This window comes from Paraburkholderia sp. CHISQ3 (genome assembly GCF_030464945.1).
GTDB classification, from domain to species: Bacteria; Pseudomonadota; Gammaproteobacteria; order Burkholderiales; family Burkholderiaceae; genus Paraburkholderia; species Paraburkholderia megapolitana.
This window is the reverse complement of the sequence record NZ_JALPRG010000001.1, coordinates 522,360-547,659: the sequence shown is the minus strand read 5'-3', so window position 1 is coordinate 547,659 and position 25,300 is coordinate 522,360. Positions and strand designations below refer to the sequence as shown.

The following is a 25,300-nucleotide window of genomic DNA, read 5'->3' as shown; positions in this document are numbered from 1 at the left end:
CAGTGGGCGGCGCGCTATTGAGCCTCGACGATCTTGATGACTTCGTCGCGCGTGTATTCCTTGTTGGCGAGCGAGCCGGGCGGCGTTTTCGCGAGGACTGCGTCGAGTTCTTCCGCCTTGACTTCGAGCAGCGGCATGCGGATGTCGTGCGGCAGCTTCTTGCCCGCAAGCAGTTGCTGCGCGACCCAGAATGCGAACGTCGACGCACCTGGCGGGATCGTCACGGACATCGTCTGATAGCCGCTCTTGCGTTGCTGCGCCCACCACGCGAGTTCTTCCTGACGGTTACCGAGGATGATGATCGGCGTGGGACGTCCCGCCTCTGCGAACGCCTTCGCCGCGCCGAAACCGTCACCGCCCTGAGTGACGACCGCATCGATTTTCGGCAGCGTCGGCAGAATGCCGGCGACCTGTTTCTGCGCCACCGTTTGCGTCCAGTCGCCATGCACCGAGCCGACCAGCTTGAGACCCGGATACTTTTTCAGCTCATCGACGATGCCCGCATGAATCTCGTCGTCGACCGACACGCCGGCCAGGCCGCGAATTTCTAGCAGGTTACCGTTGCCGTTCAGGCGTTTCGCCAGATAGTCGACCTGCATCGAACCGAGCTTGCGGAAGTCGACAGCGATCCGGTATGCGCACGGTTCGGTAGCAATGCCGTCGAACGACACCACCGTGACGCCCACGCCGCACGCCTGCTTGATGACGCCATTGAGCGCAGCAGGCGAAGCGGCATCGACGACGATCGCCTTGAAGCCTTGCAGGATCAGGTTCTGCATCTGCTGAACCTGCTCGGTTGCCTGACTCTCCGCGGTGGTGAAAGTCGGTGCGGCTGCAACGATCTTCTGCTTGACCGCAACATCGGCGACGTTCGACCAGCTCTTGAGCATCATCTGACGCCAGCTGTTGCCCGCATAGTTGTTGGACAGCGCGATCTTCGCCGACGATGTGTCGCGGGTCGCCGTCTGTGCGCCGGCAAAGCTCGCCATGCCGAGACATAACAGCGCGACGGCAAGCGTGCTGCAGGCAACTCTGGTTCTCATTCCTCGTCTCCTGATTACCTGCTAGCGGCGTCTGGCGCCAGGGTCGGCGCACGACGTGGCAAACCGCCCAAATCGGGTTTGTATGTATTTATTGATGAATCTGATGTTCTCCTGTGAACAATTTGGCGTCAATAGTTCTCGTCGCTGGGACTTTCCCTGGCGCTATGGTGTTGGCTGAAGGTGAATGCAGGCGGCCTGTGGCGCGACACGGCGCACACGACTGCGGCGCTCAACCGTAAGCATCGAGCCACGCGGCAATCTGGGCGTCGGCCTGACGCGGCGTGACGGTCTCGCCACTGGCGAGCACTTCGCCGGTCGCGGACGCAAACGCCTGTTCGTCGTCTTCGGCGTCGTCGGCCTCGATGGTCCAGCGATAGTCCACATGATCCGCAATCGGAGAAGGGCCGCCGACGATGCACACGCGGTAGCCGTCGACCAGTGCGACGAAGCCGGTGTCGGTGGCGGTGTAGGTGTAGCGCATGAAAAAGCTCCGGAGGAAGGGGAGAGGTGCGCAGCCGGTGCGCTCTGTCACCGGGTCGATTCTAGATTGATTGTTCGCGCAACGATGTGGGAACTGCCGGAACGTGTCTGTTTCATGAAACAACGCTCAAGCGTATGCGCATGGTTTCAGAGCGACTTTCTAAACATCACTGGATCGATTTTGTAATGACATTGAATGCTACAGATGAGCGCTGGATAAGCACTGACGAATCGACTATCTTTAGCGTCACCCGATGCGCATATATCTGAATACCACGGAGGAACGCATGGCAATTACAAGGCAGGTCATCACGTCGCTGCAGCGCGACGGCACCGATATGCTCGGCACACGCAGTCTCGCGGTCAAGATCGTCGACGACAGCATTGTGTCCGGCTCACTGCTCACCGTCGAAAGCAATCATTTCTGCGTGCTCAAATCGCGCGGTGCGGTTCTGAATGTTTACGAGACCGGCCAATATGCGCTGACCACACCCGATAAACCGATATTGGGTTCGATTGCGCAGGGTTTTTTCGGCGGCGCATCGCCGTGGATTTTCGAAGTCATTTACGTAAATCGTTCCAAACTGCTGGTGCGCAGCCAGGGTGTTGCGACCAGTGCGGAAATGGCCGAAATGGCGTATCAGGTCGATTACTACATTCATATCGATTCGAAGGAAGCGGCGCTCGATCTGATTACGCATCTGCCGTTCAACGGCCACGTGATCGATACGCAGGAAGTTGCCGATTACGCGAGCCCGGCGATCGAGCAGGCGATCAACCAGATCGTGCAGGTCACGAAGATGGAAAACATCAACGAACACATCAACGAGATCCGCGAATCGGTGAAGACGCATCTGGCCGATTTCCTGCGCATCTTCGGCATCATGCTGAACGACCTGAAGGTGCTGATCGTGCCGAAGGACGAACGGATGCGCGAACTGATCTCGCTACAGGCAATCGGGCTTACGCCGATCGAAGCGGTCCGTTACTACCTCGCGCTGCGCATGGCCGAGAAGGGCCTCGTATCCGCGCCGAATGCGGCGGCGGGATTGCCCTTCCAGATCGGCAGTCCGGCCACCGGGATCTATCCGGTGACGGCCGGCACGGGACTGACAGGACCCACCTGATCATGAGCCAGGACTTCTACGACGAAGGGGCGCTGCGGCAGGCCGCGATCAATCTGTTTCACGGTTGGGGCTACAACTTCTATCGCAAGGAGAACCAGCTGCGCGCCGACGATCAACTGGTGCGCAGCAAGGCGGGCTGGCTGCTCGGCACCGCGCGCGCGACGGTAGAGGCCGCCGAGGCCGCGTACCGTCGCGAGTTTTTTCCGACACCGACGCGCGAGAAGCCGTTTCCCGACCCGGCGCTCGCCGCCGATGCGCGCAAGCTCGAGCGGCTCGCGGCGGATATCGGCGTGATCGGCGGCCGGCTGCAGGCGCAGCCGGTGCCCGAGAACGATCGCATGACGCAACGCTATCGCAACGAAGCGGGCACGCTTGAGGCGCTGATCGGTTGGGACGAGCGGCTCGTGGGCCAGTGCGCGCTGCTGAACGCGCTGACCGATGGGCGCACGGGCGTCTGGATGCTCGAGCATCTCATCGAACTGCAGGAGGGGCTGACTGCGCTCCAGCAGACACTGCGTAGCCGGGAAGCGGTGTTGCACGATCGCGCGGGGTAGCGCGTCGCGGATAACGGCGGATGGCACGCGAGCGGTGTTGCTTCGTGCAGCACCGGGGGAAACATCGATACATTCAATGCACGGCGCGGTCGCACGCCGTTCTCCAATAACGTTCGAGGTGCGGCATGGAAGCGCTTGTAGTTGTCGTGGTTCTGGCTGTCGTGGGTCTGGCAATTTTCCTGTCGGTCCGGCGCTCGACAAAACGGATGCGCGCGAGCGAGCGCGAGTTCGAGTCGGTGGTGAATACCAGTTTCGGCAAGAACAGCGCGTTTCAGTCGCAAGTCAGCGCAGCGGTTGCCGAGGCGCTCGCGAAGGCGTCTGCGTCGGGGACAACGGCAGGCGCGGGGCTCAGCGCGGCGGCAGTTGCCGATCTGTTTGCGAAGGCGAGGTCATCGGGGACTTCGGAAGGTGAGGAGTCCAGCAGCGAGACATCGGTCGATAGATCGATGCTTGGTGTGGCAGACGTGCTGTCGGTGTTGTCGTTCACGGGCAGCCCGGAGGCGCAGCTCGAACTCGATGCGATCGGTGCGCCCAAGCGTCGGGTGACGATGAGTGTGCCGGAAGGGGCATCGGTGACGCGCGGCGACCGCCTTTACGTCGTGCTCGATTCGGACGATCCGTCGAAGGTCTCGCTTGCACCCACATCGCTGACCGGTGGGCAGACGCCGCCCGAAGGCGCGAACCGGCTCGATCCGCTGGTGCTTTGGCCGCAGATCCTGCGGGCTGGCGACAAGGCGAAGGGCGTCGTGAAGTCGGCGGAAATCATGCCGCTGGGCAACCCGCTGCTCGAGTCGCGCGGCCTCAGCAAATGGAATCTCGAGATCGAGGTCACGCCTCAGGGTGGCTGGCCTTATCGCGCGGAACTGACTACTACCTTGTCGTCGCCCGAGAAGGCCGCGCGCATTGCGCACGCCGGTGCGGAACTGCCGCTGCGGGTCGATCCCAACGACCCGAAGACCATCGCAATCGATCCGATCGAAATGGGTTACGGCGATCCCTCTGAAGCGCTGAAACCGGCTGGACCGTTCGTGACCACGAAGGTGACCCGTTTCACGACTACCGGACCGGCGAGCGGTCATACGGTGATCCTGATGAGCGCCGGGCGCAACAAGATCAGCGTGATCAAGGAGGTGCGCGAACTTCTTGGGCTGGATTTGAAAGATGCGAAGGACCTTGTCGAATCCGCGCCGCAGAAGCTAAAGGACTATGCATCGACCGACGAGGCGCAGTTCGCGAAACAGCGTCTTGAAAGTGCGGGCGCGACGGTGGTTGTGGTCTAGCGACCGGCGCAGAGCGCGGGCGTTGGCTATCATGGACGAATCCTGCGAACAACTGGACGGACCTGGTATGAATCTCGCCGACTTCGATACGCTGACGTTCGACTGCTACGGAACTTTGATCGACTGGGAGACTGGCATCCTCGATGGGCTGCGGCCTCTTCTGGAACGCGTCAAGCGGCCTCTGACGCGCGATCAGGTGCTCGAAGCGCACGCCCGGCACGAAGCGTCGCAACAGATCTACACACCTGCGAAGCGATACCAGGAACTGCTCGCGATCGTCTACAAACGGCTAGCCGAGGAATGGCAGGTCGCTGCCACGCTTGCCGAATGCATCGCATACGGCAAGTCGATACAGAACTGGCCGGCATTCGAAGATTCACCGGGCGCGCTGCAATATCTGAAGAAGCACTACAAGCTAGTCATTCTGTCGAACATCGATAACGAGAGCTTTGCCTATAGCAATGCAAAACTGCAGGTGGAATTCGACGGGGTGATCACAGCCGAAGACGTCGGGTCCTACAAACCATCGCTACGCAATTTCGAATACCTGCTGGAAAAACTCGGCGATCGCGGAATTCGCAAAGAAAAGATCCTGCATACGGCGGAGAGTCTGTTCCACGATCACAAGCCCGCAAATGAATTAGGCCTCGCATCGTGCTGGATTAATCGCCGGCACGCGAAGCAGGGGTTCGGCGCAACGCTGAATCCGGGAACGCAGCCGACGTTCGATTTTCGCTTCGATAGCATGGGCGACCTGGTGAAGGCGCATCAGCAGGGCTCGCAACAGCAATAGGTTCAGACCTGCGATTGCGCGCCGCTTGTGTGCCGCTCGTGCGGTGGTGTGCGAGCGGGTTGTTGCGCCCTTGACGCTCCGCACCTCACGATCCCGCTTTCCCTCAATCCGCGGGCTCACCGCGCCTGCCGCGCATTTTGCAATTGTTCACAACGCGATAGCGCGCATTTCGGTTACCTTTCACCAGCCTGAAAAACGTCGGTAGACGGTCTTCGGACTGAATCGACATCTCAAGCCGGTTTAACAATCACGTCGGGTTGTTTGTGGCGCATCGGACAGCGAAGGTCACGAGCGATCCGAACCCGTGCGCTTTAGCAGTGCGCAGATTTAGCAAGGAGATCCCTTTGAAAATAACTAGCACTTACAGCACCCTGATTTCGGCAACGGCGATTGCCATTACCTTGAGTGGCTGCGCGACCGAAGCATCGCGATCACTACCGGTACCGGTTATCAGCAGCGCGCAAACACCGTTTGCCGGCAAGCCAACCGAAATTGCAGTGGGCAAGTTCGATAACCGGTCAAGCTATATGCGCGGCATTTTCTCCGACGGTATCGATCGTCTCGGCGGCCAGGCGAAGACGATTTTGATCACCAGCCTGCAGCAAAGCCGTCGCTTCAATGTGCTGGATCGCGACAATCTTGATGAGATCAAGCAGGAAGCGGGGTTCCTGAAAAAGGCTCAGGCAGTAAAAGGTGCGAATTTCGTCGTGACCGGAGATGTCACCGAGTTCGGACGCAAGGAAGTGGGTGACCAGCAACTGTTCGGCATCCTCGGGCGCGGTAAAGAGCAGGTCGCCTACGCGAAGGTCAACCTCAACATCGTCAACACGACGACCTCCGAAGTCGTCCTGTCGAGTCAGGGCGCGGGCGAATACAGCTTGTCGAATCGCGAGATTATCGGCTTCGGTGGAACCGCCAGCTACGACTCCACGCTAAACGGCAAGGTGCTCGATCTGGCAATCCAGGAAGCGGTTAACCATCTTGTCGAACAGGTCGACGCCGGCGCGCTCAATACGCCGAAGTAATTCCGCCGTACGCACTTTCTCAATCATTTAATTCAAGAACAACATGCAGACCAGTGTTTCTACTAAAGGCGCGTGGCTATCGTTCGTTGCAGCGAGCGTTTTGCTAACCGGGTGCGCCACTAACCGTTCGACTCCGCCGCTGTATCAATGGGATGGTTATCAACCGCAGGTCTACGAATACTTCAAGGGGAAAACCGATCCGCAGGCGCAGATCGACGTACTGGAGAAATCGCTGCAGCAGATCCGTGCGAAGGGTAATCAGCCGCCGCCCGGATTCCACGCGCACCTCGGGATGCTGTACGCGAGCGTCGGGAAAGATCAGCAGGCCGCAAGCGAGTTCGAGGCGGAAAAGCAGTCGTTCCCGGAATCGTCGACCTATATGGATTTTTTGCTGAAAAAATCCGCACAACAATAAGAGCGCTGCCATGTTCAAACTCATTTCACTAAAGCTTCTGTCGGCGGCCGCTGTGCTGACCTTGCTTGCTGCGTGCGCGGGGCCCGCGCAGCGTCCCGACTACACCGCGTTCAAGAAGAGCCAGCCGCGTTCCGTGCTGGTACTGCCGCCGATCAACAACACAGCGGACGTGAACGCGACGTACGGGGTGCTGTCGCAAGTGACGTTGCCGCTTGCCGAGTCCGGGTACTACGTGATTCCGGTCGCACCGATGGAAGAGACGTTCAAGCACAACGGTCTGACCGCGGCGACGGACATCCAGCAGGTCGCACCCGCGAAGCTTCACGACATCTTCGGCGCCGACGCAGCGCTGTATATGACGGTGACGCAGTATGGTTCGGTTTATACCGTGCTGGACAGCACAACGGTCGTCTCGGCATCGGCGAAACTCATCGATCTGAAAACGGGTGACGTGTTGTGGCAGGGAACCGGGCGAGCGACAGGCAAGGAGGTCGGCGCCAATGCCAATCTCAACGTGGGTGGTGGATTAGGACTGATCGTGATGATGGCGCAGGCAGCCGTCAAACAGATTGCGCATACGCTGAGCGATGACAGTGTCGATGTCGCAGCGTTGACGAGCCAGCGACTATTGTCCGCCGGGCCGCCGAACGGCTTGTTGTACGGTCCGCGTTCGACGAAATTTGGAACCGATTGATCGGGATCGAAGCGCTATAGCGTTGGAGGCCGCAGATGCTTGCGGCCTCCTGTCAGTGCGTCGTGCCTACGCTTAAGGTTAAGACACAAGAAAGTGGAGCTTAAGAATCGATGCTCCCAAAAAATGATCTCTTAGCGCACGCGCCAGATGCCTAGCCACTACGCATGGTTTTGCTGAGCGCTGCCAAGAATCCTTTAGTCGTTTAAGAAGATGCGCGATTCTTCAGCCTTGCGTCCTGCATAAATCGATGCTTAAAGGAAGCGGCTCTTCTTGTTTTTAGCCGGGTTTACACGCAATTCGCTAAAAGACAAATACTCAAAAGAAACTCAAATTAAATGCATGTCGTTCAAGTGTATGGCTAGATGAAATAAACCTGCATCAGGAAGAATCACCAGATCTAAAAGCACCTATCTACGAGAATTTCATTCCTTAGTCATCGTCGGTTGTGTATCTTGGAAAACGGAATCTTGACGAGCGTTGCTCGTTATTCAATTGCAAGCATTGCATCTTAACGATGCGGGAAGATTCCACGTCGCACATTCCATTCAAACCTAGAGGGGGTTTAATTGAAGAACATTCTTCTTGCTTTGGCATTGTCCGTTGCATCCCTTCCCGTGCTGGCCGCCGACGTATGTCAAGGGGGTACCTTGCTGACCGGTACGGTTCTGACTGCGCCCACGTATAAAGCGGGATCGAAGCTCGATGGTATTTATCTGGACCACACGCACGTGAGTCTGCAAGGGACCGACGGCCAGGTCTACGACGTTGCAATGGACGACGTGTTCGCCAACGGTTATCAAAAGAATCAGGCTAGCGTGCCGTCGCCGTTGAACCAGATTCTGGTCGGCGATCAGCTTGAACTGTGTGGCGAGCTTTATACCGGTGGTGACGTTGGGATTCACTGGGTTCATACGAACTGCGGCGATACGCCGACGCCGACCGATCCGAACGGCTGGACCAAAGATCTGTCGCAGCCGGCGCTGGGCAACAATCTCGAGAGCAACGAAACGTACTGCTATCTCTGGCAGTAAACGACAGGCGCAAGGTCAGGCCATCCTCATGAACCCGACGCGTACGCTACTGGTTGCTGCTGGATTCACGGGCATGGTCCTGGCTGCTGTCTATTACACCGCTCATGGGCCAGCTTCGTTGGCGCTGGCTGCTACGTCGGCTGGTGGCTCGCGAAGCAGTGCGGGCGGTGCTTCGGTTTTTTCGCAGTTTGATCCTTCCGGTGCGACAGGAACTGCTGATCAGGCGCGGCCGTCCTTGATCGGCAGCAGCGGGCGGATAGTCGATCTGGGCGGTAAAACTGTTGCGCAGTACGTTGCGCAGTACGAAGGTGCTGCGCGTCTCGGTGACGCGGCTGCTGCCTATAAGGTCTATCTGGCCGAGTCGCTTTGTGCAGCCGGTTCTGGTCAACGCGATGTGGAGCAGGGCGAGCATGCTTCATCTGCGGCGTCTGTGTCTGCTGCACAGCTCGACGCAGTGCACTTATGCGCGGCGGTCACACCTGCCGAAGTCCAGGAGCGTCTGAAATTTCTCGCGCTTGCTGCACGCACAGGTCAAGCGGGTGCGCAGGTCGATTTCTTTCTGGAAGGGCCTGACGGGACGGGGAAAATTCCGGTGGTGGGAAGCGATCCGGAAAGTCCGGACGTCAAGCGCTGGAAGGACGACGCTCTGGATCATCTGAAAGATGCGGCGGGGCAGTGCGATCCGTTTGCGGCTGGATTACTTGCCACGAGCTATAGCTCAGGGAAGTTCAATGCGCAGGACCCCTCCCAGGCCATTGCGTTCGATTTGCTGGCGGCAGCGGCGGGGAATGGCAAATGGTCTCGCGAGCGGTTGCAGGCGCAGTTTGGTGCGGGGATGAAGGCTGGTGTGTTTGAGGCGGCTTACGCGGAGGGGGTTCGGGCTGCGCGGGAGGCTTGTCCGCAGGCTAAGGTTCAGTGAAGTCTCACCCTGTCGACTCGAAAGCGAGAGCATCTGACGAGTCTTCGTCGACGCTCTCGCAAACGAACTGGGAACGTAGCCCGTAAGCCCGTCACTGGCTAAGTCGTGACTCGAGTTCCGTCGCGCGCGAATCGGTCTTATCCAGCTCGCAATCGGGCCGGGTCCCTCCCGTGCCGTCCTTGGTCTGGCATTCGCTGTCGCGATCCTTCAGCCAGGCGAGCTCTTCGGTCTTCAACGCCTTGCGTTGAGCGGGATCCTTCGCGTACTGGTGCGCGAGCTTGCCGTAGACCTCGTTCAGCCGGGTGTCCTGCACCGCGAGCTCCTTCTCGATACAAAGATCGACCTGCACGGCGTTGCTGCCCGCACGTTCCCGACAGGCCGCGTATTGCGCCGACGTTTCGGCGCGCGCTCCTTGCGACAACGCAAGGCCGAGCATGCACATCATGAGCGTCTTTTTCATAATTTATCCTTTGAATGGGGAACCCACTTCATTGTGATACCTCGTTACCTGCGCCAGTCCGAACTACTGGATTGCCGCACTGATTGCAGAACGGGAAGAAGGCAAAGTTGCGTCCGCCGCAGCCGCATTGCTCGAATAGCTTGAGCCCACAATGAATGCAGAATGTGGCGCCTTGAAGAACAGCAAGGGGCCGGGCAACTTCCGCAATCTGTTCATGGACACGCCGAACGGAAAGAAAGATGGCATCCAGCTCATACCTGTGTCCGAAGTCACCGCGCGCGACGAGTTCTTCAATATCAAGAATGTTACGCGCGATGATCTGCTCGCGGCGCACCGTGTGCCACCGCAGCTCATGGGAATCGTGCCGGGCAATACCGGCGGGTTTGGTGCGGCCGATACAACCGCCTCGGTGTTCGGGCGTAACGAGATCGAGCCGTTACAACGGCGGTTCTCGCAGATCAATGACTGGATCGGCGACGAGGTGGTGCGATTCACGCCCTATGTAATCTGCACGGGAGTTGCCGTCGCGGGTCAGGCTAGTACCTGACAGACTCATACACCGGGGATTGGCATGTCAGGTAACGCGCGTGGCACGAAGTGCCATTGCCCAAACTCCGGGTCATACAGCGCGTACTGCGTGATTTCTCCTGACGGCAATAGGTATTCGGTTGGCGTGACTCTTAGCGCCCGCTCAATCGCGTACGTCAGGCGCGGTCTGTCCCAGGTCAATACGTCGCGGTGGGTTTCCTGCCAGGCAAAAAGGCCAGCCAGTTCGTGCAGGCTGTCGACGAACTCCAGCGCTTCTTCGTCAAGATGCAATTGAGGCACAAAGGGACTCTTTGGCTTTTGAACCCATTGCAGATTATGGAACCGGCCGTCGTCGCGTATCAGCAAACGTCCATCGCGTGCCGGCCATGCCACGTGCAACGCGACGGGTTTCTGGTGATCGTCGTGATCGGCAAAAAAATGCGGGTACTCAGAAGCTCGCAGCACCTCGTAAGCTTCGCCGGTCTGTCTGGACTGGTGCACACCGAACAGCAGGGCGTCGAACATCGACAGAAAACAGCTCGGGACATGCCCTGACACACTGACCCCACCGAGCACTAGCGGATCGTCGCTATTCTCCGGCTTCAGCACGAATGCGTCGGATATGGTGTCGGGTAAATCATTCATCATTCACGCCCGGAAGTCGGAAGGCTCGAAATCAACACGGCACCGCATGCTGTTTTATGCCCCTCGAACGAAGCGGCCGCACCGTCGATCTGGAAGTCTTCATCGCCTTCAGCAATCACCACCTCACCATGCATCGGGCACGTGCAGCGATCGCCCTTGCGAGCGACCGCCTTCCCCATGACCTCGCTGTGAGGTGCCCCGGTTTCAACGCGTCCGCCGTGGCTATGTATATCGCCGACGCGAATGACTCCTCGCATGATCGCCTTTCCTAGTATGAGTAACCCTGCATGCCGTAATTGACGTCGGAACGACGGCCCCACCACGGCAGATAAGCGTTGTCTTCGCCGCGCGCGCGGAACCAGTCCTTGTCTGGATCGATCGGTGTGAGCTTCGAGGGCGGAAGGATGACGATGGCAGTCGGATGATTCGCGTCAGTCGTGCCCGCGACGAGCGCATTGCCGCCAAAGTGATTGATCCGGCCGATCGCCAGTGCGACGTCCGTCAGGGCCGTGCCGGCACCCATTTCGCCGAGCAGCGCCGGTGTGTTGAAGACCTGTTTCCCGTAGTCGAATTCAGGCAGCGTTTCGGTAAGGGTCTGCGAGAGCGATCCGAGGCGCGCGGACGCTGCTTCACCGCCTTTGCCCGCATCGTGTACGACGAATTTGATGCTGCTGGGGTCAACGCTGGCGTTTTGCGCGGCCTGCACGATCGTCGCTTTCCACGCCTGCACCGCGCGCGTGGTGCCAGCCTTCGCTTCGTAATCACTAACGTTGCCTGTCGCGGCTCGGCCGATCCACGCGAGCGGTTCTCGTTCGGTCTTCAGCTCCGGGCCGGCGAGGAACAGCAGCGTGAGGTTTTCGTTCATCTGCTGGTCTTTTGGCGGAAAACTCGGAGCGTCCCAATTCATTACCCAGACGCTTTCCTGCGGGTGAGATTGCAGGTAGTCGAGCGCGGCATTCAGCGACATGAAGCCGGCGTTCGCTCCGCCGATCTGTGTCTGAATATGAGGGGGTAAATCTTTGCTCCACAGGTCTGTGAACTCCTTATTCCCGATCGAGAAAGCGGTGATCATTTCCTTGGTCAGATAAGAAGTAGCTTCTTGGGGAGCAAGTCGCGGTGGAATTGCAAGTTCAATACGAATCCCTGCCAGCTCTCTCCAGTGACGTCGGTTCGACGGCTGAACCGTATAGAAATATCGACCGTTCATCACATACTTATCTGCAAATAGGACCAAGAGTTGCGTGACATACTTTTCATAAAACCCGTCAAAACTTTCACGGCCGTTGTTGCCGTCAGCGACAATCGCAACAGGCTGGAGCGACGTGAAACTCTTGGGGTCTTTCCTTACCATGTCGTCATTCTTATTTGGCTTCACAAGCCCCATTGTCCACAGTAGTTGCCACTCTGTGGGGTAATCGCGACGTTGTAACGGGTTGAGCCATTCGAGCCCGACGACCTGGGCGAGAAACGGTTTCGCGGGCGCAGCTGGAGCAGCCGGCACTTGTGTGGTGTTTGGTTCCGCCGCCGACGCGCTAGATGTTGACCAAGCCGTTGCAAGTGCGAAGACCGCGATCCCAGCCAGCACTGGCAACCCTATCCATCGTTTCATCTCGTCTCCAATATTCAATGTCTGCGAGCCCCCGTGACTTAGCGCCCCACCGATCAGCGCGGCTCCTAACAGTAGCATCACAATCAACGCCAGTACGAGCCGTCGCGAGCGCGTTGCAATCAGGGACTTCATACAGCCTCCCCAATCGTTAGCAGCTTGCCGCCTTGACGTTTGTCGTCGATTTCATCAGGCAACTTCGCATCTGCATCGCTAGTGACCCACTTGGTAAGCGAAGCATTGTCCATCGTCCCATATTGAAAGTATTCACCGTAGCGCTTGTTGGGATTGTCCTTCTCCAATGCGTTTCCAAACCGCCAGTCTGCCTCGACTCGAAACATGTTTAGCTGTTCAGGTGGAATACGGCAGATACCAATTGCAACGTCGTAGGCCAACGCCTTCTCCGCATGCATCGGGTTCCCCATGATCGTTGAATGGTTTGTCGGGTTGTTTACCGGTACGCTGAGAATCTGGACGATTTCCTTGTTCCTCCATGCCTGATATCCGTCAGGCATCTGTGCATCTGGACCTGACTCTCCGATGACATTGCCGTCCTGCACCCAGTCGGAATTTTTGCTGTGCCGCGCCTCCATGCGTGCAATCGCGTGATCGTCGTAACGTTGCGATGCCTCGCTTTCGGCATCCCCTTGCGGCGCCATGTCCGCGTTCGGAGCCTTGTAACTGTCGTACGGATCGTCTGGATTCACGGCCTTATTTTTGTTGCGAGCAGATGCAACCGGGTCGTTCTCTTCGTTGAAATCGCTCGTCACAGATCCGTCCTTTACGCTCACGACCGCTCCATAGCGAATCGCCTGCGGGGTGAACACTTCGGGCAGACCGGGAGCGTCGCAGAATACGCGCCAGTCCTTCGGTGGGTCGCCATTGGTTCGCATCATCCCGAGTGCGGACGTCGCCATCGTCACGATGTACAGCACGGGCGAGGCTGCGAAGCTTCCCAGCTTGCCGTACCAGTGCGTATTTCCCCGCAGGGCCTTCACCAGGTTGTACTTTGCGGGCGGCGATTCCGGGAAGAAAAACTGTTTCGTCGAACCCTTGCCGTAGCGCCAGTCGTCCTCCCAGGTACGGTACGTAGCGGGTGACGCCTGACCGACCTTCCATCCACTTGCAAACACGCGCTGCGTGAACAGGCTCGACCCCTTGACGAGTGCGACCTCGTCGGGATGCAGCCCGCGCCAGCCCATCCCCTGCACAGGGGCTGCAGAGATCACCTGGTCGTGCGGATTCGAATAGAGCGTCACTCGACCGTATGTGTGGTTCTGCACGCCGTAGTGCGCGCGATCAAAGTCGGGATCGTAGGCGGGCTTGCCATCTGGTCCCGCGTTCTTCATGTTCGCCATCGTGAACCGGTAGTCAATCGCGTCGCGTTGGTCTTCCGCATCCTTGCCCTTCGCGATCAGCTCGAAGAATGCCTTTAGCGTCTTGACCCGCGCCTGTGTATCAACCCGACCGCGGTTGCCCTGCGAATCCTTGTCATTACGTTCTGTCCAGTCTTCCATCATCGGCGAGCCGTCGCCCTTGATCGTACCGAGCAGGCTGTACGGCGCGTTGGCTAGCACGTAGGTATCTGCTACGCATCGGACACCCGCGCTCTTCGAGAGCCTGTCGCCGAGAAACGCGGCGGCCAGCCCGACCATGTTGCCCTGACTGTGACAGACGACCGTGACAGGTACATCGGGCTGCACCTTGCGGATTGAGCCGATGAGCTTCGCCAGGCGCAATGCGCCCATCACGTTGTACATGCGCGCGGGTGTCTCGAAGATCGGGCGCGCGGTTGGATTGAGGCCCTGTACGTTGATGAACCCGAAGATGCGCGGATCGACACCGTTGTTCCACAGGTCCGGCAGGTTGGTGCAGCCGTTGGCAAAAGGGCCGCCGCCCCAGTAATTCTGTTCGTTCAGGAAAATGGCATCGCCATAGCGTTTCAGCTCTTCCTTGTTCGCCTTGTAGCCCCAGCGGAAATGAATGACTGGCGAAAACGTGTTGTCATCGGGTTGCAGGTACGTCTTTGAGGTGAGTTGCGGATTGATGAACCCGTCGTCAGTCAGGTTTTTCGTGTAATGCATGGGTGCCATCTGGCCGGCCTGGGGGCCGCCATGCACCAGGTGGTCATCCAGACGCCCGAGCCGGCGGTTCAGGCCCGCGCACAGACCGGCTTCTGCTGCATCAAACCATTCCCCCTCCGAGTTCACGCCATGCACGAAGATGACGACGCCCGGTAACGGCATCTGCAACAGGCACACAAGATCGGACTGGTTGAACATCGTCACGCCGCTGCCGCTCGCGACGAGATAGCGATCCTGCGAACTGCTGCTCGAACTTGATGCGCTCGACGGCGAGCGCGGATCAAGCCCGCCGCCGTCGCTGGCCGCCGCTGTCGCAGGCTGGGTGTTTCCCGATGTGTCCGGCGTAGCCGGCGTCGTGTCGGTTGTGTCCGTCATACCGATTCCCCGATCAGGTTTTGTTCTTGAAGAAATTCACTGCGAGTTTTTCGAACTGGCTGCCCTGGATGGGCGCAAGTTTCCCTGCCGCGTCGGATTGTCCTTTGACCAGTTCCCCAGACGCCTTCGTGATTTCGGCGTGCATGCCCTGCACAGCCTGACCATCAGTTGGCCGCACAAGCTTCGGCACGCGTCCAAGGGGTGAGTGGTCGAACTTCGGCATGTCGGTGCTCATGCTGGCAGCTCCAGCCCACGTGTGGCCGGCCGCCTTGACGATGAACTGGCCGGGACATCCGATCTCGACGTTCGCACCCGAGAGCTTGATGTACGCACCTCCCGACGTGACGAAGACGATGTCGCCGTTTGCCATGCCGGTCAGCTTGCCGCCGGCCGCCGTGACCTTGATGTCCTTTGCAGAATCGATTTCCGTATCACCGTTCTGGCTCTGCGTCGTTACCTTGCCCTGGTTCGCAATCAACGAAATGTCGCCGCCCTGAGTGAAGGCCGAAAAGCCGTGACCCGCCTGAAAATTCATCTGCTGCCCGCTCGTGCTTTGCAGGTTTTCGAGGGCGACCGTGTCGATATTGCCACCCGCGTGCGTTGCGACGGTCTTCGGCGTAACGGTGCTGACGCCGGCCGGTGCAGTGATCGCAATAGCAGCCCCTGAAGCGCCCGATGCCCCCGTGCTGGCCTGTTTAGACCCGCCTTGGGGCCACCCCTTGATTGCCCCCGCAAGCGCTTCCTGCTGCTTCGTGTCCATCGCAACGCCCTGATGCTGCCCCGCGTAGTCACCCAGGCTTTTGAACAGCTCAAGACACTGCTCCATCATCTGCGTGCACTCGTCGCGCGCGAGCATGTCACCGCTCGCCCTGAACTGCGCCCATGCAGAAAGCAGCATTCCTTTACCGCCCCGGACCGCGACGCTCGCATCGCTGCGTAGTTCGGCACCTTCGCCGCGCGCTGGGCCGTGCCCATTGTCGCGAGGCTGCGTGTTGAATCCAAGATTCACCTCGCTGAATGCATGCTCACTCGCGATCTGGCTGCTAATCTCGCCGGGGGTACTGTCGAGGCGGATCTGACCGATCCGGCTACCTTTCACCTCACGCCCTGTCATTCCTGACAGATAACGATTGCCGGGGAGTGCGCCCGTGTTGCTGAATCGCGCGGGCGGGTTCACGCCACTGGATAGGACGCCTACGATAACGATTCGGTCCGGATCTCCGCCGACACTCGCCAGCAGCACTTCCATGCCGACACGCAATGGAATGTTCATGCCGAAGCTTTGACCAGCGAGCGCGCACGCGACGCGCACCGGTGCGCTGTCGCTGGGGTTGCTGTTGGTGCCTGCACCCTGCGCATGCGCGTGGTCGTCCGGATTCAACCCCTGAATCTGCACACGTACGCGCCCGAGTTCATCGATGAAGACTTCCTCGCCTTGCGGTCCAACAATCACGCCAGTGATGAGGTGATCGGGCGGTAAATCGATCGAGGTGTCATACGCGGGCGTGAGCGGCACGCCACGGCGCACGCAGGAAAACGTATTCTGATAGCGGGTATCGGATGAGTTACCGGCCGGACTCGAGTCTGGTTGCGTGTGTGCATCGAAGAGCGACCGGCTCGCGTCGAGCAACGCCGTTACCTGCGTGTCGAGTTCCTTCGGCAGATTGTTGTCCGCGCGATGGTGCAGGGCGGTCGTGACGAACTGGCGATCGGCCGCAGGCTGTGCATCAACAACCGGATGGTTGACCAGCTCGAACCAGAATCCTACTGCCAGATCGCGCACACCGCTGATACCGTCGATTCGCGCGGCCCGTCCCTCATGCGCGAGCATGCGATCGTGCGCAATCCGGCCGTGGTCGTCCCATGAATCAAATGCGTGCGGTACATCGATCACTGACTCGGACAGCAGATGCGCGAGGTCGTTGCCAGCTTCGCCCTGGTCGATCGAGCTGACCTCTTCGACCTGATGGATCTGTCCACTCTTATAGTCCCAACTGGAGCGCTCTACGCGGCCCGCAACCAGCTCGAACAGCCATGACCAGTACGTAATTGAATCGCGCATCTCCGTGCCGGCGTCGCGGGGGTGATAGCGCACGGTGCCCGCTACGCACTGCGGGAGTTGCATCGGGTCGTCGCAAAACACCAGCGTATGCGCCGGTGTATCGTCCTGCGTGCTGGATGCCTGACTGTTCTTTCCGGGGCTACCCGCCTTCACGAACCACGTGACACCATCGCGACGTAAGAGGCGCTGGATAAAACCGGCGTCGGTCTCGTTGTCCTGCCGCACGAACGAACGTGCCGGGTAGCGACTGCGATTCAGTCCCGACAGATCGAACTCGCACGCTCGCGCCAGCGCCGGACTGCGCCCCCGCCACTCGGCCAGCATCTCGTGCAGGATGTCAGGTAGCGTCTTGCCAATGAACACCCGTGAATTGCGGCGCTTCTCCAGTACAGAGAGGCCGTCTGTCATCGTGAGCTGGCAGACAGTCAACCCACCGTCGCTCTGCCCACGCCGGAACCGGGTGACGATGCCGTTGATGGCGTGTAGCTTCCCCTGGTCGTTGACGATCTGTACGCCGACTGGTATGCCGAGCAACTTCTTTTCCGAGAGATCGGCCTGTGACGTGACGCAGGTGAGCACACCGTGCAGGCCCGTCATGAACCCTTCGTTGATGTCCACGCGTTGCAGCATGATTTGCGTTTCAAGCGCGCGACGCTGCGGGCCGAAGTTCAGGCGGGCGGGGCGATTGGTTGGGTCAAGTGCAGCAGACGTGAGAGCGCGCAGGGAAGCGGCGAGATTCATGAGTCACCCGTATTGGTCACTTTATTGAGTCGGGCGATGACGCCTCGGCTGCAACACGGGGACGGACTCGCCTGCAATTGTCCGAGGATACCCAGGATGTCACGGTCGATGAACGATATATGACTAGATTTAACAATATTTATGCGATATGAATCAAAACCTTTCTCAAAAGGGGATGACCCGTGTCGGCGCAGCGTTAAAGCCGCCGAAATCGCAGTCCCCTCCGCGCCTGCGGGCTTCTCTTGTGGGGCGGGTTTTGATGCAGAGGCAGAGGGAGGCCATACGCCCGCAGCACAAGCCGTTTCTAGTGCTTTCTCGCGCAATGAAGTGATGCGTTCTGATGCGAGATTGGAGTGAATTCGGGAAGGCCACCGGAAACAGGTAACCAGAGTAACCGGGGCGCGAAAGAGCCGCCAAGCCAATGATTCTAAAGATGGATTCTGGTTACCCCCAAACAGTAACCCGAGGTAACCGGAAAGGTAACCGACTCGCAAACCATTGATTCTTAGGGAATGTGATTTTAGGAAAGGTTACTCATATAAAAGGTAACCGGTTACGCCTCGGTTACTCTTTGGTTACTTTTTCCGGAGGGCAAATTTTTGGAGGCGACTCGTCCTAGCCTTGGAGGGCAAACGCTTCATGCCGCTTTGCCTTTTTGTGACCTTCGAGCGCATCCATAGCACTAAAACACTAGACGCTGTCTAATATAAACCGGAAGCGGCAAACAAAAAGGGCTTACACGGTCGTGTAAGCCCTTGATTCTTTGGTAGGCCGTACGTGACTCGAACACGTGACCAACGGATTAAAAGTCCGCTGCTCTACCAACTGAGCTAACGACCCAAAAAGAGAAGCGGAATTATAGCGGGCGCTGCGCTGAAGTGTCAACCGGACCCTCGGCGAAGACCACCGAAATCCAATAAGAAAAGCCCGAAGCATGAACGACATGCTCCGGGCATTTCAGCGAGAGGCGCGCGTGTTGATGACATCCAGCACTACGCGTTGCGCTTTCCTGCAACCGGCCGATGATACAAACCAAACCCGGCCAGCCACAGCAGGCGCCTCCTACTTGATCTGCGACAACTTCTCCTGCGCCGACTGCGCAACGTCCGAACCGCTGTATTGCGCGACGATCTGCTCGAGGGTCTTCTTTGCCGCAGCCTTCTGACCTTGTTCGAGCTGATTGTTCGCAATTGCCAGCAGCGAGTCCGCCGCGCGCGGATGCTGCGGGTAATTCTTCACGACGCCCATCCACGTCGCCGTCGATCCCTTGTAGTCGCGCAATGCATACAGCGCGTTGCCGAGCCAGAACTGCGCAGTCGGCTGGTAGGGGCTCTGCGGATACTTCGCGATGAAGCTGCGAAACGATGAGGCTGCGGTCTTGAAGTCGCCGGCACGGAACTGCTGTGATGCCGCGTTGAACGCATCCGTTTCACCAGGCTGCACGGTGCCCTGCACGCCGTCGACAGTCTGCTGCTGCGGCTCGAACTTCTTCAACCGGCCATCGAGGTCGGTGTAGTAGTCCTTCTGCTGCTTCTGCAGTGTCGTCAGCTGGTTCGCCATGTCCTCGTTCTGTCCGCGCAATGTCGCGACCTGCTGGTTGAGCTGGTCGAGACGGTTGGACTGATCGAGGATCGTGCGTTGTGCAGCGGACAGCTGGCTCGACAGGCTGTCGGTCTTCGTGCGCAAGTCGAGAATCGCCTGGCGGGCTTGATCGTCGTCGAAGATGCCCGCGTGCGCAGGCACGGTCACGAGGAGGACCATGCCCGCTGCACAGGCGGCCGCGGCTGTGGCAATTCGCAGCCGGAAGAAACGATGCGTCATACGGCTTATCACCCGTTGCGATTACTGTTGATACACGAGGTCAGCACGGCGGTTCTGGGCCCACGACGATTCGTCATGACCCGTCGCTTGCGGCTTTTCCTTGCCGAGGCTCACAGCTTCCATCTGCGAATCCTGCACGCCGAGCAGCGACAGCGCGCGACGCACAGCTTCAGCACGCTTCTGGCCCAGTGCCAGGTTGTACTCGCTCGTGCCGCGTTCGTCGGTATTGCCCTGGATCAACACGTGACGTTCCGGATGGCTCTTCAGATATTGCGCATGTGCCTGCAGCAGCGGCTGGTAGTCGTCCTTCACCGAGTAAGCGTCGAAGTCGAAGTACACGCTGCGCTTGGCGAGCGGGCTGTTCGGATCATTCAGCGGGTCGACGTTGACCTGGGCCACGTCGGTCGGGTTCGGTTGGGTCTGGACCGCGCCGCCCTTGTTGGCGTTGTCGTCGAGCTTCACGCCCGAATGACACGCAGCCAGTGCACCGACCATCAGGACCGCAAATGCGATACGAAGTTTGGACATCATTTTTAACTCTCCTTGTGTGTTATTGCATAAACGGGCCCCAGGACGGCTCGCGTACGCTACCGCCCTGAACGGACAGGACCTGCCGGGTGCGACCATCGGTCGACACTGCCGCCAACACGCCACGGCCGTTCACCTGAGTGGCGTAAAGAATGTACTGACCATTCGCTGCGAAGCTCGGCGATTCGTCATGTGTCGTGTCGGTGAGCCCGGTCGCAACGCCGGACTGCAGATCCTGCACGTATAGCTTGAATGCGCCGCCGACGCGCGAGATATAGGCAAGCTGCTTGCCGTCCGAACTCACGCGCGGGCTCGTGTTGTAGTTGCCCGTGAACGTCACGCGCTGCGCGCCACCGGCACTTTCGCCCTGGGCGGACATACGATAGATCTGCGGTGCGCCACCGCGATCGCTCGTGAAATAAATGGATTGTCCGTCGGGAGAGAAGGCGGGTTCGGTATCGATCGACGTGCCTTGCGTCAACCGGCGCAGGCCGCTGCCGTCCGCATTGACCGCGAAGATCTGCGTATTGCCGGTGCGCGACAGCGCGACCGCGAGCGTGCGACCGTCAGGCGACCATGCCGGTGCACTGTTGTTGCCCTTCTGGTCCGAGACGATCACGCGACGACCGGTAGGCAGGTCGTGGATATAGACGATCGGCTTCTTCTTTTCAAACGATACGTATGCGACCTTCGTACCATCCGGCGACCATGCCGGCGAGATGATCGGCTCGGGGCTCGACAGCGCGATGTGCGCGTCCTGTCCGTCCGAATCGGAGATCTGCAACTGGTAGCGACCGCCGGTCTTGATCACGTATGACAGGCGCGTGGCAAACACGCCGCGCGAACCCATCAGCTTCGCATAGATGTAGTCGGCAACCTTGTGCGCGCTCATGCGCAGTCCGCTCGCGGGACTCACCAGCACGAGACCGCCAAGGCTCTGCTGCTTGACCGTGTCGTACAGTTTAAAACGCACTTCGTATTGACCGTTCGCGAGCTGGTTCACGCTGCCCGCGACGAACGCGTCCGCGCCCTTGGCCTTCCAGCTGCCGAGGTCGACTGAATCGTTTTCGGAGATGGGCGCGCCGCCTGCATCGATATTGGTGAATTTGCCGCTACGTTGCAGATCCTGACGCACGATTGTGCTGATCTGCTGAGGGGAATTCGTCTCATTCGCAAAATTCGCGGTGGCGATCGGGAACTGCGTCGACCCGACACCGGTTACCAGCACGTTGAGCTGTGCGTGCGCAGCGCTTCCTGCCGCAATCAGGCACGACGCGACCAGTGTTCGCAGGCCTAGCTTGGTCATCAAACTCATGCTTTATCGATTCCCAAAAAAACAGATGATCTAACAGATTACGACAGCAGACAGACCTGCAAACGCCCGATTCGTTCCCCGGAACGCCATGTGGGCCGGGGCGCGGGCTGCTGTCAGGCTGCCGGACGCAATGTAATCGTAAAGCTCGCCGGTGTTTTGCCGTTCGTATCGAGTGGCATCGGATCGGAGCGCTGAACCGCCCGCAACGCCGCGTCGTCCCATTGTGCATTGCCGCTGCTACGCGTCACCGTCGCGCTCAGCAGCGTGCCGGTGGGCGCACAGTGCACTGCGACCACGGTTTCGAGGCCCTGTGTATCGCCGGCCCACACGATGTTAGGTCGTACGCGTCGCTGCACTTTCTCCGCATAGCCCGCCGACGCAGCCGTGCCACCCGAGCCGCTGCCGGTGCCGCTCTTCGCAAGGCCATCGCCGCTCGAAGCATCGCCGCCACCGGCCAGCCCCTGCATCTGCGCAAGCCGCGCACGCCGTTCCTGATCGAGCTTCTTCGTCTGCTGCGCATCCGTCCTGGCCTTCGCGAGCTTATCCGCATCGGCTTTCTTCTTCGCGTCAGCCTGTGCCTGCTTCAACTGATCCTGCTTCTGCTGGTCAGCTAGCTGTTGCTGCCGCAGCTTGTCGGCCTGCTGCTGTTGCTGCTTCTGCTTCGCATCGGCGGCTTTCTGCGCGGCCAGTTGTGCCGCCTGCGCGGCAAGCTGCTGCTGACGTTGCGCCTGCGCTTCCTGATCGGCCTGCTGCTTCTGACGTTGCTGCTCGGCAAGCTGCGCCTGGCGTGCCGCTTCCTGTTGCTGGCGTTTCTTTTCCTGCAGCGCGATGTCCGCTTCGGTGTTGTCGACCGGCGGCGGAGCAACCTTGATGGGCGGTGTCGCGACCGGCCGCGGCAATACGGTGTCGGGCACTTCGGTCCACAGTTCGGCTTCGGCGCCCGCGGGCGTGCTGTTCTGCCACTGGATGCCGTGATACAGGAAGTACCCGAGCAACAGATGCATCACCACCGCTAGCGCAATAGCACGTCCTGTGCCGCGTTCACGCGGCGGCTGGAGCGGGTACGAGGATTCCTGGCGTTTCATTGCGATTTGACGAGCAACCCGACGCGCTTGACGCCGCGGGCCTTCAGGTCGGACATCACGTTCATCACGACTTCATACTTCACGGTTTTATCCGCGGCGATCACGACCGGCTGATCGGGATGGGTCTGCGCGCGATCGGTGATGAAGCCATTCAGATCGGCGCGCGTCATGTTTTCCTGCTGGGTCGCGCCGCCATCGTCCTTGTACTTGACGTTCATGTTGCCGTCGGCGCGGATGTTGACGACGACCGGCGGCGTCTGCTGCTGGGGCGCGGCGCCACCGACGGTCGGCAAATTGACAATTGACGGCGCGACGAGCGGGGCGGTCACCATGAAGATCACGAGCAGCACGAGCATCACGTCGATATACGGCACGACGTTGATGTCGGCCATCGCGCGGCGCGTACGGCTGCCGCGCATGCTGGATGACGAGGAACCGGCCATGGTGTGCTCCTTAGTGCGCCTGGCGCTGCAGGATGTTCGAGAACTCTTCGATGAAGGTCTCGAAGCGGATCGCGAGGCGGTCGATATCGTGAGCGTAGCGGTTGTAGGCAACCACCGCCGGAATCGCGGCGAACAGACCGATCGCGGTGGCGGTCAGCGCTTCGGCGATGCCGGGTGCGACGTTCGCAAGCGTGGCCTGCTGCACGTTCGCGAGACCGCGGAACGCGTTCATGATCCCCCAGACCGTACCGAACAGACCGATATACGGGCTGACCGAACCGACCGATGCGAGGAACGCGAGGTTCGCTTCGAGCACGTCCATTTCACGCTGGAACGCGGCGCGCATCGCGCGTCGTGCACCGTCTAGGATCGCGCCCGGATCGTTGAGCCGTTTTTCCTTGCCCTTCAGGAATTCGCGCATGCCGGATTCGAAGATCCGTTCGAGTGCGCCGATCGAGTGGCGGTTGTTCGCGGCGCTCTGGTACAGCGCCTGCAGGTCGCCGCCCGACCAGAACTCGCGTTCGAAACGCTCCGTCTGCGCGCGTGCGCGCCGGATCGCAAACCACTTGCGGAAGATGAATGTCCACGACAACAGCGACAGCAGCAGCAGCAGCGCCATCACGGCCTGGGCCAGCAGGCTCGCGTTGAGAACGAGGGATACGATCGATAGATCTTGGGTAGTGTTCATAGAGGTTCGTTGTAACGTCCCGGAAGGGGCGTCCGGCTGCAAGGCCCGTCGAAGCTGGCGGTCGGGAAACCGGAAGCTTCGGCGTATCCTTCGCCGAACCATGCTTGGTGTGGCATTGATCGATACGAGTTCACTGGCGACGTATCAACGGTGTTCAGTCGACTGTCGTTGACACGCCGGTCGTCGTAGCTGGTCCGCGCCGCAATGCGGCGAGCACCGGTGGAGGAATGGCGGCAGGTCTGAACGCAGCACGTTCGACGCAGCCGACCCGGATGTTGCCGGTGGCGAGCAGCGTGTCGTCGCGCCAGGCTTCCTGCGCGAAATCGACGGATGCGCGGCCAAGCCGCTCGACCCTGCTGATCACGGTGACGAGGTCGTCGAGCCGCGCCGGTGCCCGGTAATTGAGCGCGGTGCTGCACACGATGAACATCGTGCCGGTTTCGTCGGCGAGTTGCCGCTGGTCGATTCCGGATGCGCGCAACCATTCGGTGCGCGCACGCTCGAAAAACTTCAGGTAATTCGCCGAGTACACAATGCCGCCGGCATCGGTATCTTCGTAATACACCCGGATCGGCCACGTGAAGCCAATTTCCGTGTCGGGCTGGCTGCTGGACATATTCATGCCGCGCATTTTACCGGAACGCAGACGCGCCTCGCGATTTGTCACGATTTGTTCTTTTTCCGGTCGTCGCACGCACGCGCGGCGCGAACGCTCAGCCGCGATGAACCGACAGCCCCGCAAACGACTGGGCCACCGGCATCAGCTCGATCGTGTTGATGTTCACGTGGGCGGGCCGCGTGGCGATCCAGTAGATCGATTCCGCGATGTCTTCGGCTGTCAGCGGCTGGACGTTCTGGTAGACATTCGCCGCCTTCTGGTCGTCGCCGCGGAAACGCACGTTCGAAAACTCGGTGCCGCCGCACAGCCCCGGCTCGACATCGGTGACGCGTACTGCTGTGCCGGTCAGATCGGCGCGCAGGTTCAGGCTGAACTGGCGCACGAACGCCTTGGTCGCGCCGTAGACGTTGCCGCCCGGATAAGGCCAGTTGGCCGCCGCGGAACCCAGGTTGAACACGTGCCCGCGGTTGCGTTCCACCATGCCCGGCAGCAGCGCCCGCGTGACCTGCACAAGGCCGGTGCAGTTTGTGTCGATCATCGTTTGCCAGTCGTCCAGCACGGCGCGCTGGGCGGGTTCCAGGCCGAGCGCGAGGCCGGCGTTGTTGACCAGCACGTCGATGGCTGCGAACTCCGGCGGCAGCGCGGCCGGCGCGGCTTCGACGGCGGCGCGGTCGCGCACGTCGAGTTCGAACGGCAGGAGGCGCTCGCCCAGCTCGTCGGCGAGCGCCTGCAGGCGGTCCTTGCGGCGCGCGGTGGCGACGACCCGATGGCCGCCGTTGACGAACGCCCTTGCAATAGCGGCGCCGAACCCTGCGGACGCGCCTGTGACGAACACGATCATTGCTGCTCCATGGTCGGAAAGATGGAAAGGGCATCAGCCTACTTCCAATGCGGCGCTGCGGCAAGGACGAGGAGCGGCCCGTCTGCCGCGGGCGCCGG

Annotated in this window: 25 protein-coding genes, 1 tRNA gene and 1 pseudogene; 10 read left to right on the top strand and 17 right to left on the bottom strand. The window is 59.9% G+C overall.

Annotated features, from left to right (window positions below; translation table 11 throughout):
* Positions 1 to 14: 14 nt before the first annotated feature.
* Both M0D65_RS02435 and M0D65_RS02430 read right to left on the bottom strand, forming a co-directional pair.
* A complete protein-coding gene (locus M0D65_RS02435) occupies positions 15 to 1,043 on the bottom strand; it encodes an ABC transporter substrate-binding protein (protein ID WP_266250837.1) in 1,029 nt (342 codons plus the stop codon).
* Positions 1,044 to 1,272: 229 nt separating this feature from the next.
* Positions 1,273 to 1,524 carry a hypothetical protein gene (locus M0D65_RS02430; protein WP_266250835.1) on the bottom strand — a complete coding sequence of 84 codons (252 nt, stop codon included), beginning with the start codon at positions 1,522 to 1,524 and terminating at the stop codon, positions 1,273 to 1,275.
* A 286-nt stretch (positions 1,525 to 1,810) separates the two neighbouring features.
* On the opposite strand from M0D65_RS02430, the gene M0D65_RS02425 reads away from it, so the two are divergent.
* The 9 genes from M0D65_RS02425 (at position 1,811) to M0D65_RS02385 (ending at position 9,361) form a co-directional block, all read left to right on the top strand.
* Positions 1,811 to 2,650 (top strand): SPFH domain-containing protein, encoded by an 840-nt coding sequence (locus tag M0D65_RS02425; RefSeq protein WP_091010074.1) that lies wholly within the window; start codon positions 1,811 to 1,813, stop codon positions 2,648 to 2,650.
* A gap of 2 nt (positions 2,651 to 2,652) precedes the next feature.
* On the top strand, positions 2,653 to 3,204 hold the full coding sequence (locus M0D65_RS02420) for a hypothetical protein (RefSeq protein ID WP_091010076.1): 552 nt from the start codon (positions 2,653 to 2,655) through the stop codon (positions 3,202 to 3,204).
* A gap of 125 nt (positions 3,205 to 3,329) precedes the next feature.
* Positions 3,330 to 4,484 (top strand): ribosomal protein L7/L12, encoded by a 1,155-nt coding sequence (locus tag M0D65_RS02415; RefSeq protein ID WP_301717919.1) that lies wholly within the window; start codon positions 3,330 to 3,332, stop codon positions 4,482 to 4,484.
* A 67-nt stretch (positions 4,485 to 4,551) separates the two neighbouring features.
* A complete protein-coding gene (locus M0D65_RS02410; RefSeq protein WP_091010077.1) occupies positions 4,552 to 5,277 on the top strand; it encodes a haloacid dehalogenase type II in 726 nt (241 codons plus the stop codon).
* A 344-nt stretch (positions 5,278 to 5,621) separates the two neighbouring features.
* Positions 5,622 to 6,302 (top strand): CsgG/HfaB family protein, encoded by a 681-nt coding sequence (locus M0D65_RS02405; RefSeq protein ID WP_091010079.1) that lies wholly within the window; start codon positions 5,622 to 5,624, stop codon positions 6,300 to 6,302.
* A gap of 43 nt (positions 6,303 to 6,345) precedes the next feature.
* On the top strand, positions 6,346 to 6,717 hold the full coding sequence (locus M0D65_RS02400) for a DUF4810 domain-containing protein (RefSeq protein ID WP_266250829.1): 372 nt from the start codon (positions 6,346 to 6,348) through the stop codon (positions 6,715 to 6,717).
* Between the two features lie 10 nt (positions 6,718 to 6,727).
* Complete coding sequence (locus tag M0D65_RS02395; RefSeq protein ID WP_091010083.1) at positions 6,728 to 7,411, top strand: DUF799 domain-containing protein; 684 nt, start codon at positions 6,728 to 6,730, stop codon at positions 7,409 to 7,411.
* A 566-nt stretch (positions 7,412 to 7,977) separates the two neighbouring features.
* The gene (locus tag M0D65_RS02390; RefSeq protein ID WP_177228261.1) at positions 7,978 to 8,442 is read left to right on the top strand and encodes a hypothetical protein; all 465 of its coding nucleotides are present in this window, start codon (positions 7,978 to 7,980) and stop codon (positions 8,440 to 8,442) included.
* A 28-nt stretch (positions 8,443 to 8,470) separates the two neighbouring features.
* Positions 8,471 to 9,361 carry a hypothetical protein gene (locus M0D65_RS02385; RefSeq protein ID WP_266250825.1) on the top strand — a complete coding sequence of 297 codons (891 nt, stop codon included), beginning with the start codon at positions 8,471 to 8,473 and terminating at the stop codon, positions 9,359 to 9,361.
* Between the two features lie 91 nt (positions 9,362 to 9,452).
* On the opposite strand, the gene M0D65_RS02380 is transcribed toward M0D65_RS02385, so the two are convergent.
* Positions 9,453 to 9,821 carry a lysozyme inhibitor LprI family protein gene (locus M0D65_RS02380; RefSeq protein WP_266250823.1) on the bottom strand — a complete coding sequence of 123 codons (369 nt, stop codon included), beginning with the start codon at positions 9,819 to 9,821 and terminating at the stop codon, positions 9,453 to 9,455.
* A gap of 169 nt (positions 9,822 to 9,990) precedes the next feature.
* On the opposite strand from M0D65_RS02380, the pseudogene M0D65_RS02375 reads away from it, so the two are divergent.
* Positions 9,991 to 10,368: pseudogene (locus tag M0D65_RS02375) on the top strand (capsid portal protein); the annotation flags it as partial.
* 5 nt (positions 10,369 to 10,373) lie between these two features.
* On the opposite strand, the gene M0D65_RS02370 reads toward M0D65_RS02375, so the two are convergent.
* From M0D65_RS02370 to ydfG, 14 genes are all read right to left on the bottom strand, one after another.
* Entirely contained in the window at positions 10,374 to 10,994 is a 621-nt protein-coding gene (locus tag M0D65_RS02370) for a hypothetical protein (RefSeq protein ID WP_266250821.1), read from the bottom strand.
* Positions 10,994 to 11,251 (bottom strand): PAAR domain-containing protein, encoded by a 258-nt coding sequence (locus tag M0D65_RS02365; RefSeq protein ID WP_266250819.1) that lies wholly within the window; start codon positions 11,249 to 11,251, stop codon positions 10,994 to 10,996. The genes M0D65_RS02370 and M0D65_RS02365 overlap by 1 nt, the downstream gene beginning before the upstream one ends.
* An 11-nt stretch (positions 11,252 to 11,262) precedes the next feature.
* The gene (locus M0D65_RS02360) at positions 11,263 to 12,735 is read right to left on the bottom strand and encodes a virulence factor (protein WP_266250817.1); all 1,473 of its coding nucleotides are present in this window, start codon (positions 12,733 to 12,735) and stop codon (positions 11,263 to 11,265) included.
* Complete coding sequence (locus M0D65_RS02355; RefSeq protein ID WP_308076541.1) at positions 12,732 to 14,846, bottom strand: hypothetical protein; 2,115 nt, start codon at positions 14,844 to 14,846, stop codon at positions 12,732 to 12,734. Before M0D65_RS02355 ends, M0D65_RS02360 begins: the two co-directional genes overlap by 4 nt.
* Before the next feature lie 226 nt (positions 14,847 to 15,072).
* Positions 15,073 to 17,862 carry a type VI secretion system Vgr family protein gene (locus M0D65_RS02350; protein ID WP_266250815.1) on the bottom strand — a complete coding sequence of 930 codons (2,790 nt, stop codon included), beginning with the start codon at positions 17,860 to 17,862 and terminating at the stop codon, positions 15,073 to 15,075.
* A 764-nt stretch (positions 17,863 to 18,626) separates the two neighbouring features.
* Positions 18,627 to 18,702, bottom strand: a tRNA-Lys gene (locus tag M0D65_RS02345).
* A 222-nt stretch (positions 18,703 to 18,924) separates the two neighbouring features.
* Positions 18,925 to 19,683, bottom strand: a complete 759-nt coding sequence (gene ybgF, locus M0D65_RS02340) for a tol-pal system protein YbgF (RefSeq protein WP_266250814.1) — start codon at positions 19,681 to 19,683, stop codon at positions 18,925 to 18,927.
* Between the two features lie 21 nt (positions 19,684 to 19,704).
* Positions 19,705 to 20,214: a peptidoglycan-associated lipoprotein Pal gene (gene pal, locus M0D65_RS02335; RefSeq protein WP_091010088.1), complete on the bottom strand. Its 510-nt coding sequence runs from the start codon at positions 20,212 to 20,214 to the stop codon at positions 19,705 to 19,707.
* 19 nt (positions 20,215 to 20,233) lie between these two features.
* Positions 20,234 to 21,526, bottom strand: coding sequence for a Tol-Pal system beta propeller repeat protein TolB (gene tolB / locus M0D65_RS02330; protein ID WP_266250811.1), 1,293 nt, complete (start codon positions 21,524 to 21,526; stop codon positions 20,234 to 20,236).
* A 113-nt stretch (positions 21,527 to 21,639) separates the two neighbouring features.
* Positions 21,640 to 22,611 carry a cell envelope integrity protein TolA gene (tolA, locus tag M0D65_RS02325; protein ID WP_266250809.1) on the bottom strand — a complete coding sequence of 324 codons (972 nt, stop codon included), beginning with the start codon at positions 22,609 to 22,611 and terminating at the stop codon, positions 21,640 to 21,642.
* Positions 22,608 to 23,054, bottom strand: a complete 447-nt coding sequence (gene tolR, locus M0D65_RS02320; RefSeq protein ID WP_096720933.1) for a protein TolR — start codon at positions 23,052 to 23,054, stop codon at positions 22,608 to 22,610. Before tolR ends, tolA begins: the two co-directional genes overlap by 4 nt.
* Before the next feature lie 10 nt (positions 23,055 to 23,064).
* Positions 23,065 to 23,742 carry a protein TolQ gene (gene tolQ, locus M0D65_RS02315; RefSeq protein ID WP_091010097.1) on the bottom strand — a complete coding sequence of 226 codons (678 nt, stop codon included), beginning with the start codon at positions 23,740 to 23,742 and terminating at the stop codon, positions 23,065 to 23,067.
* 154 nt (positions 23,743 to 23,896) lie between these two features.
* Positions 23,897 to 24,373: a tol-pal system-associated acyl-CoA thioesterase gene (ybgC, locus tag M0D65_RS02310; protein ID WP_266251185.1), complete on the bottom strand. Its 477-nt coding sequence runs from the start codon at positions 24,371 to 24,373 to the stop codon at positions 23,897 to 23,899.
* An 82-nt stretch (positions 24,374 to 24,455) separates the two neighbouring features.
* Entirely contained in the window at positions 24,456 to 25,202 is a 747-nt protein-coding gene (gene ydfG / locus M0D65_RS02305) for a bifunctional NADP-dependent 3-hydroxy acid dehydrogenase/3-hydroxypropionate dehydrogenase YdfG (protein ID WP_091010099.1), read from the bottom strand.
* Between the last annotated feature and the right edge of the window lie 98 nt (positions 25,203 to 25,300).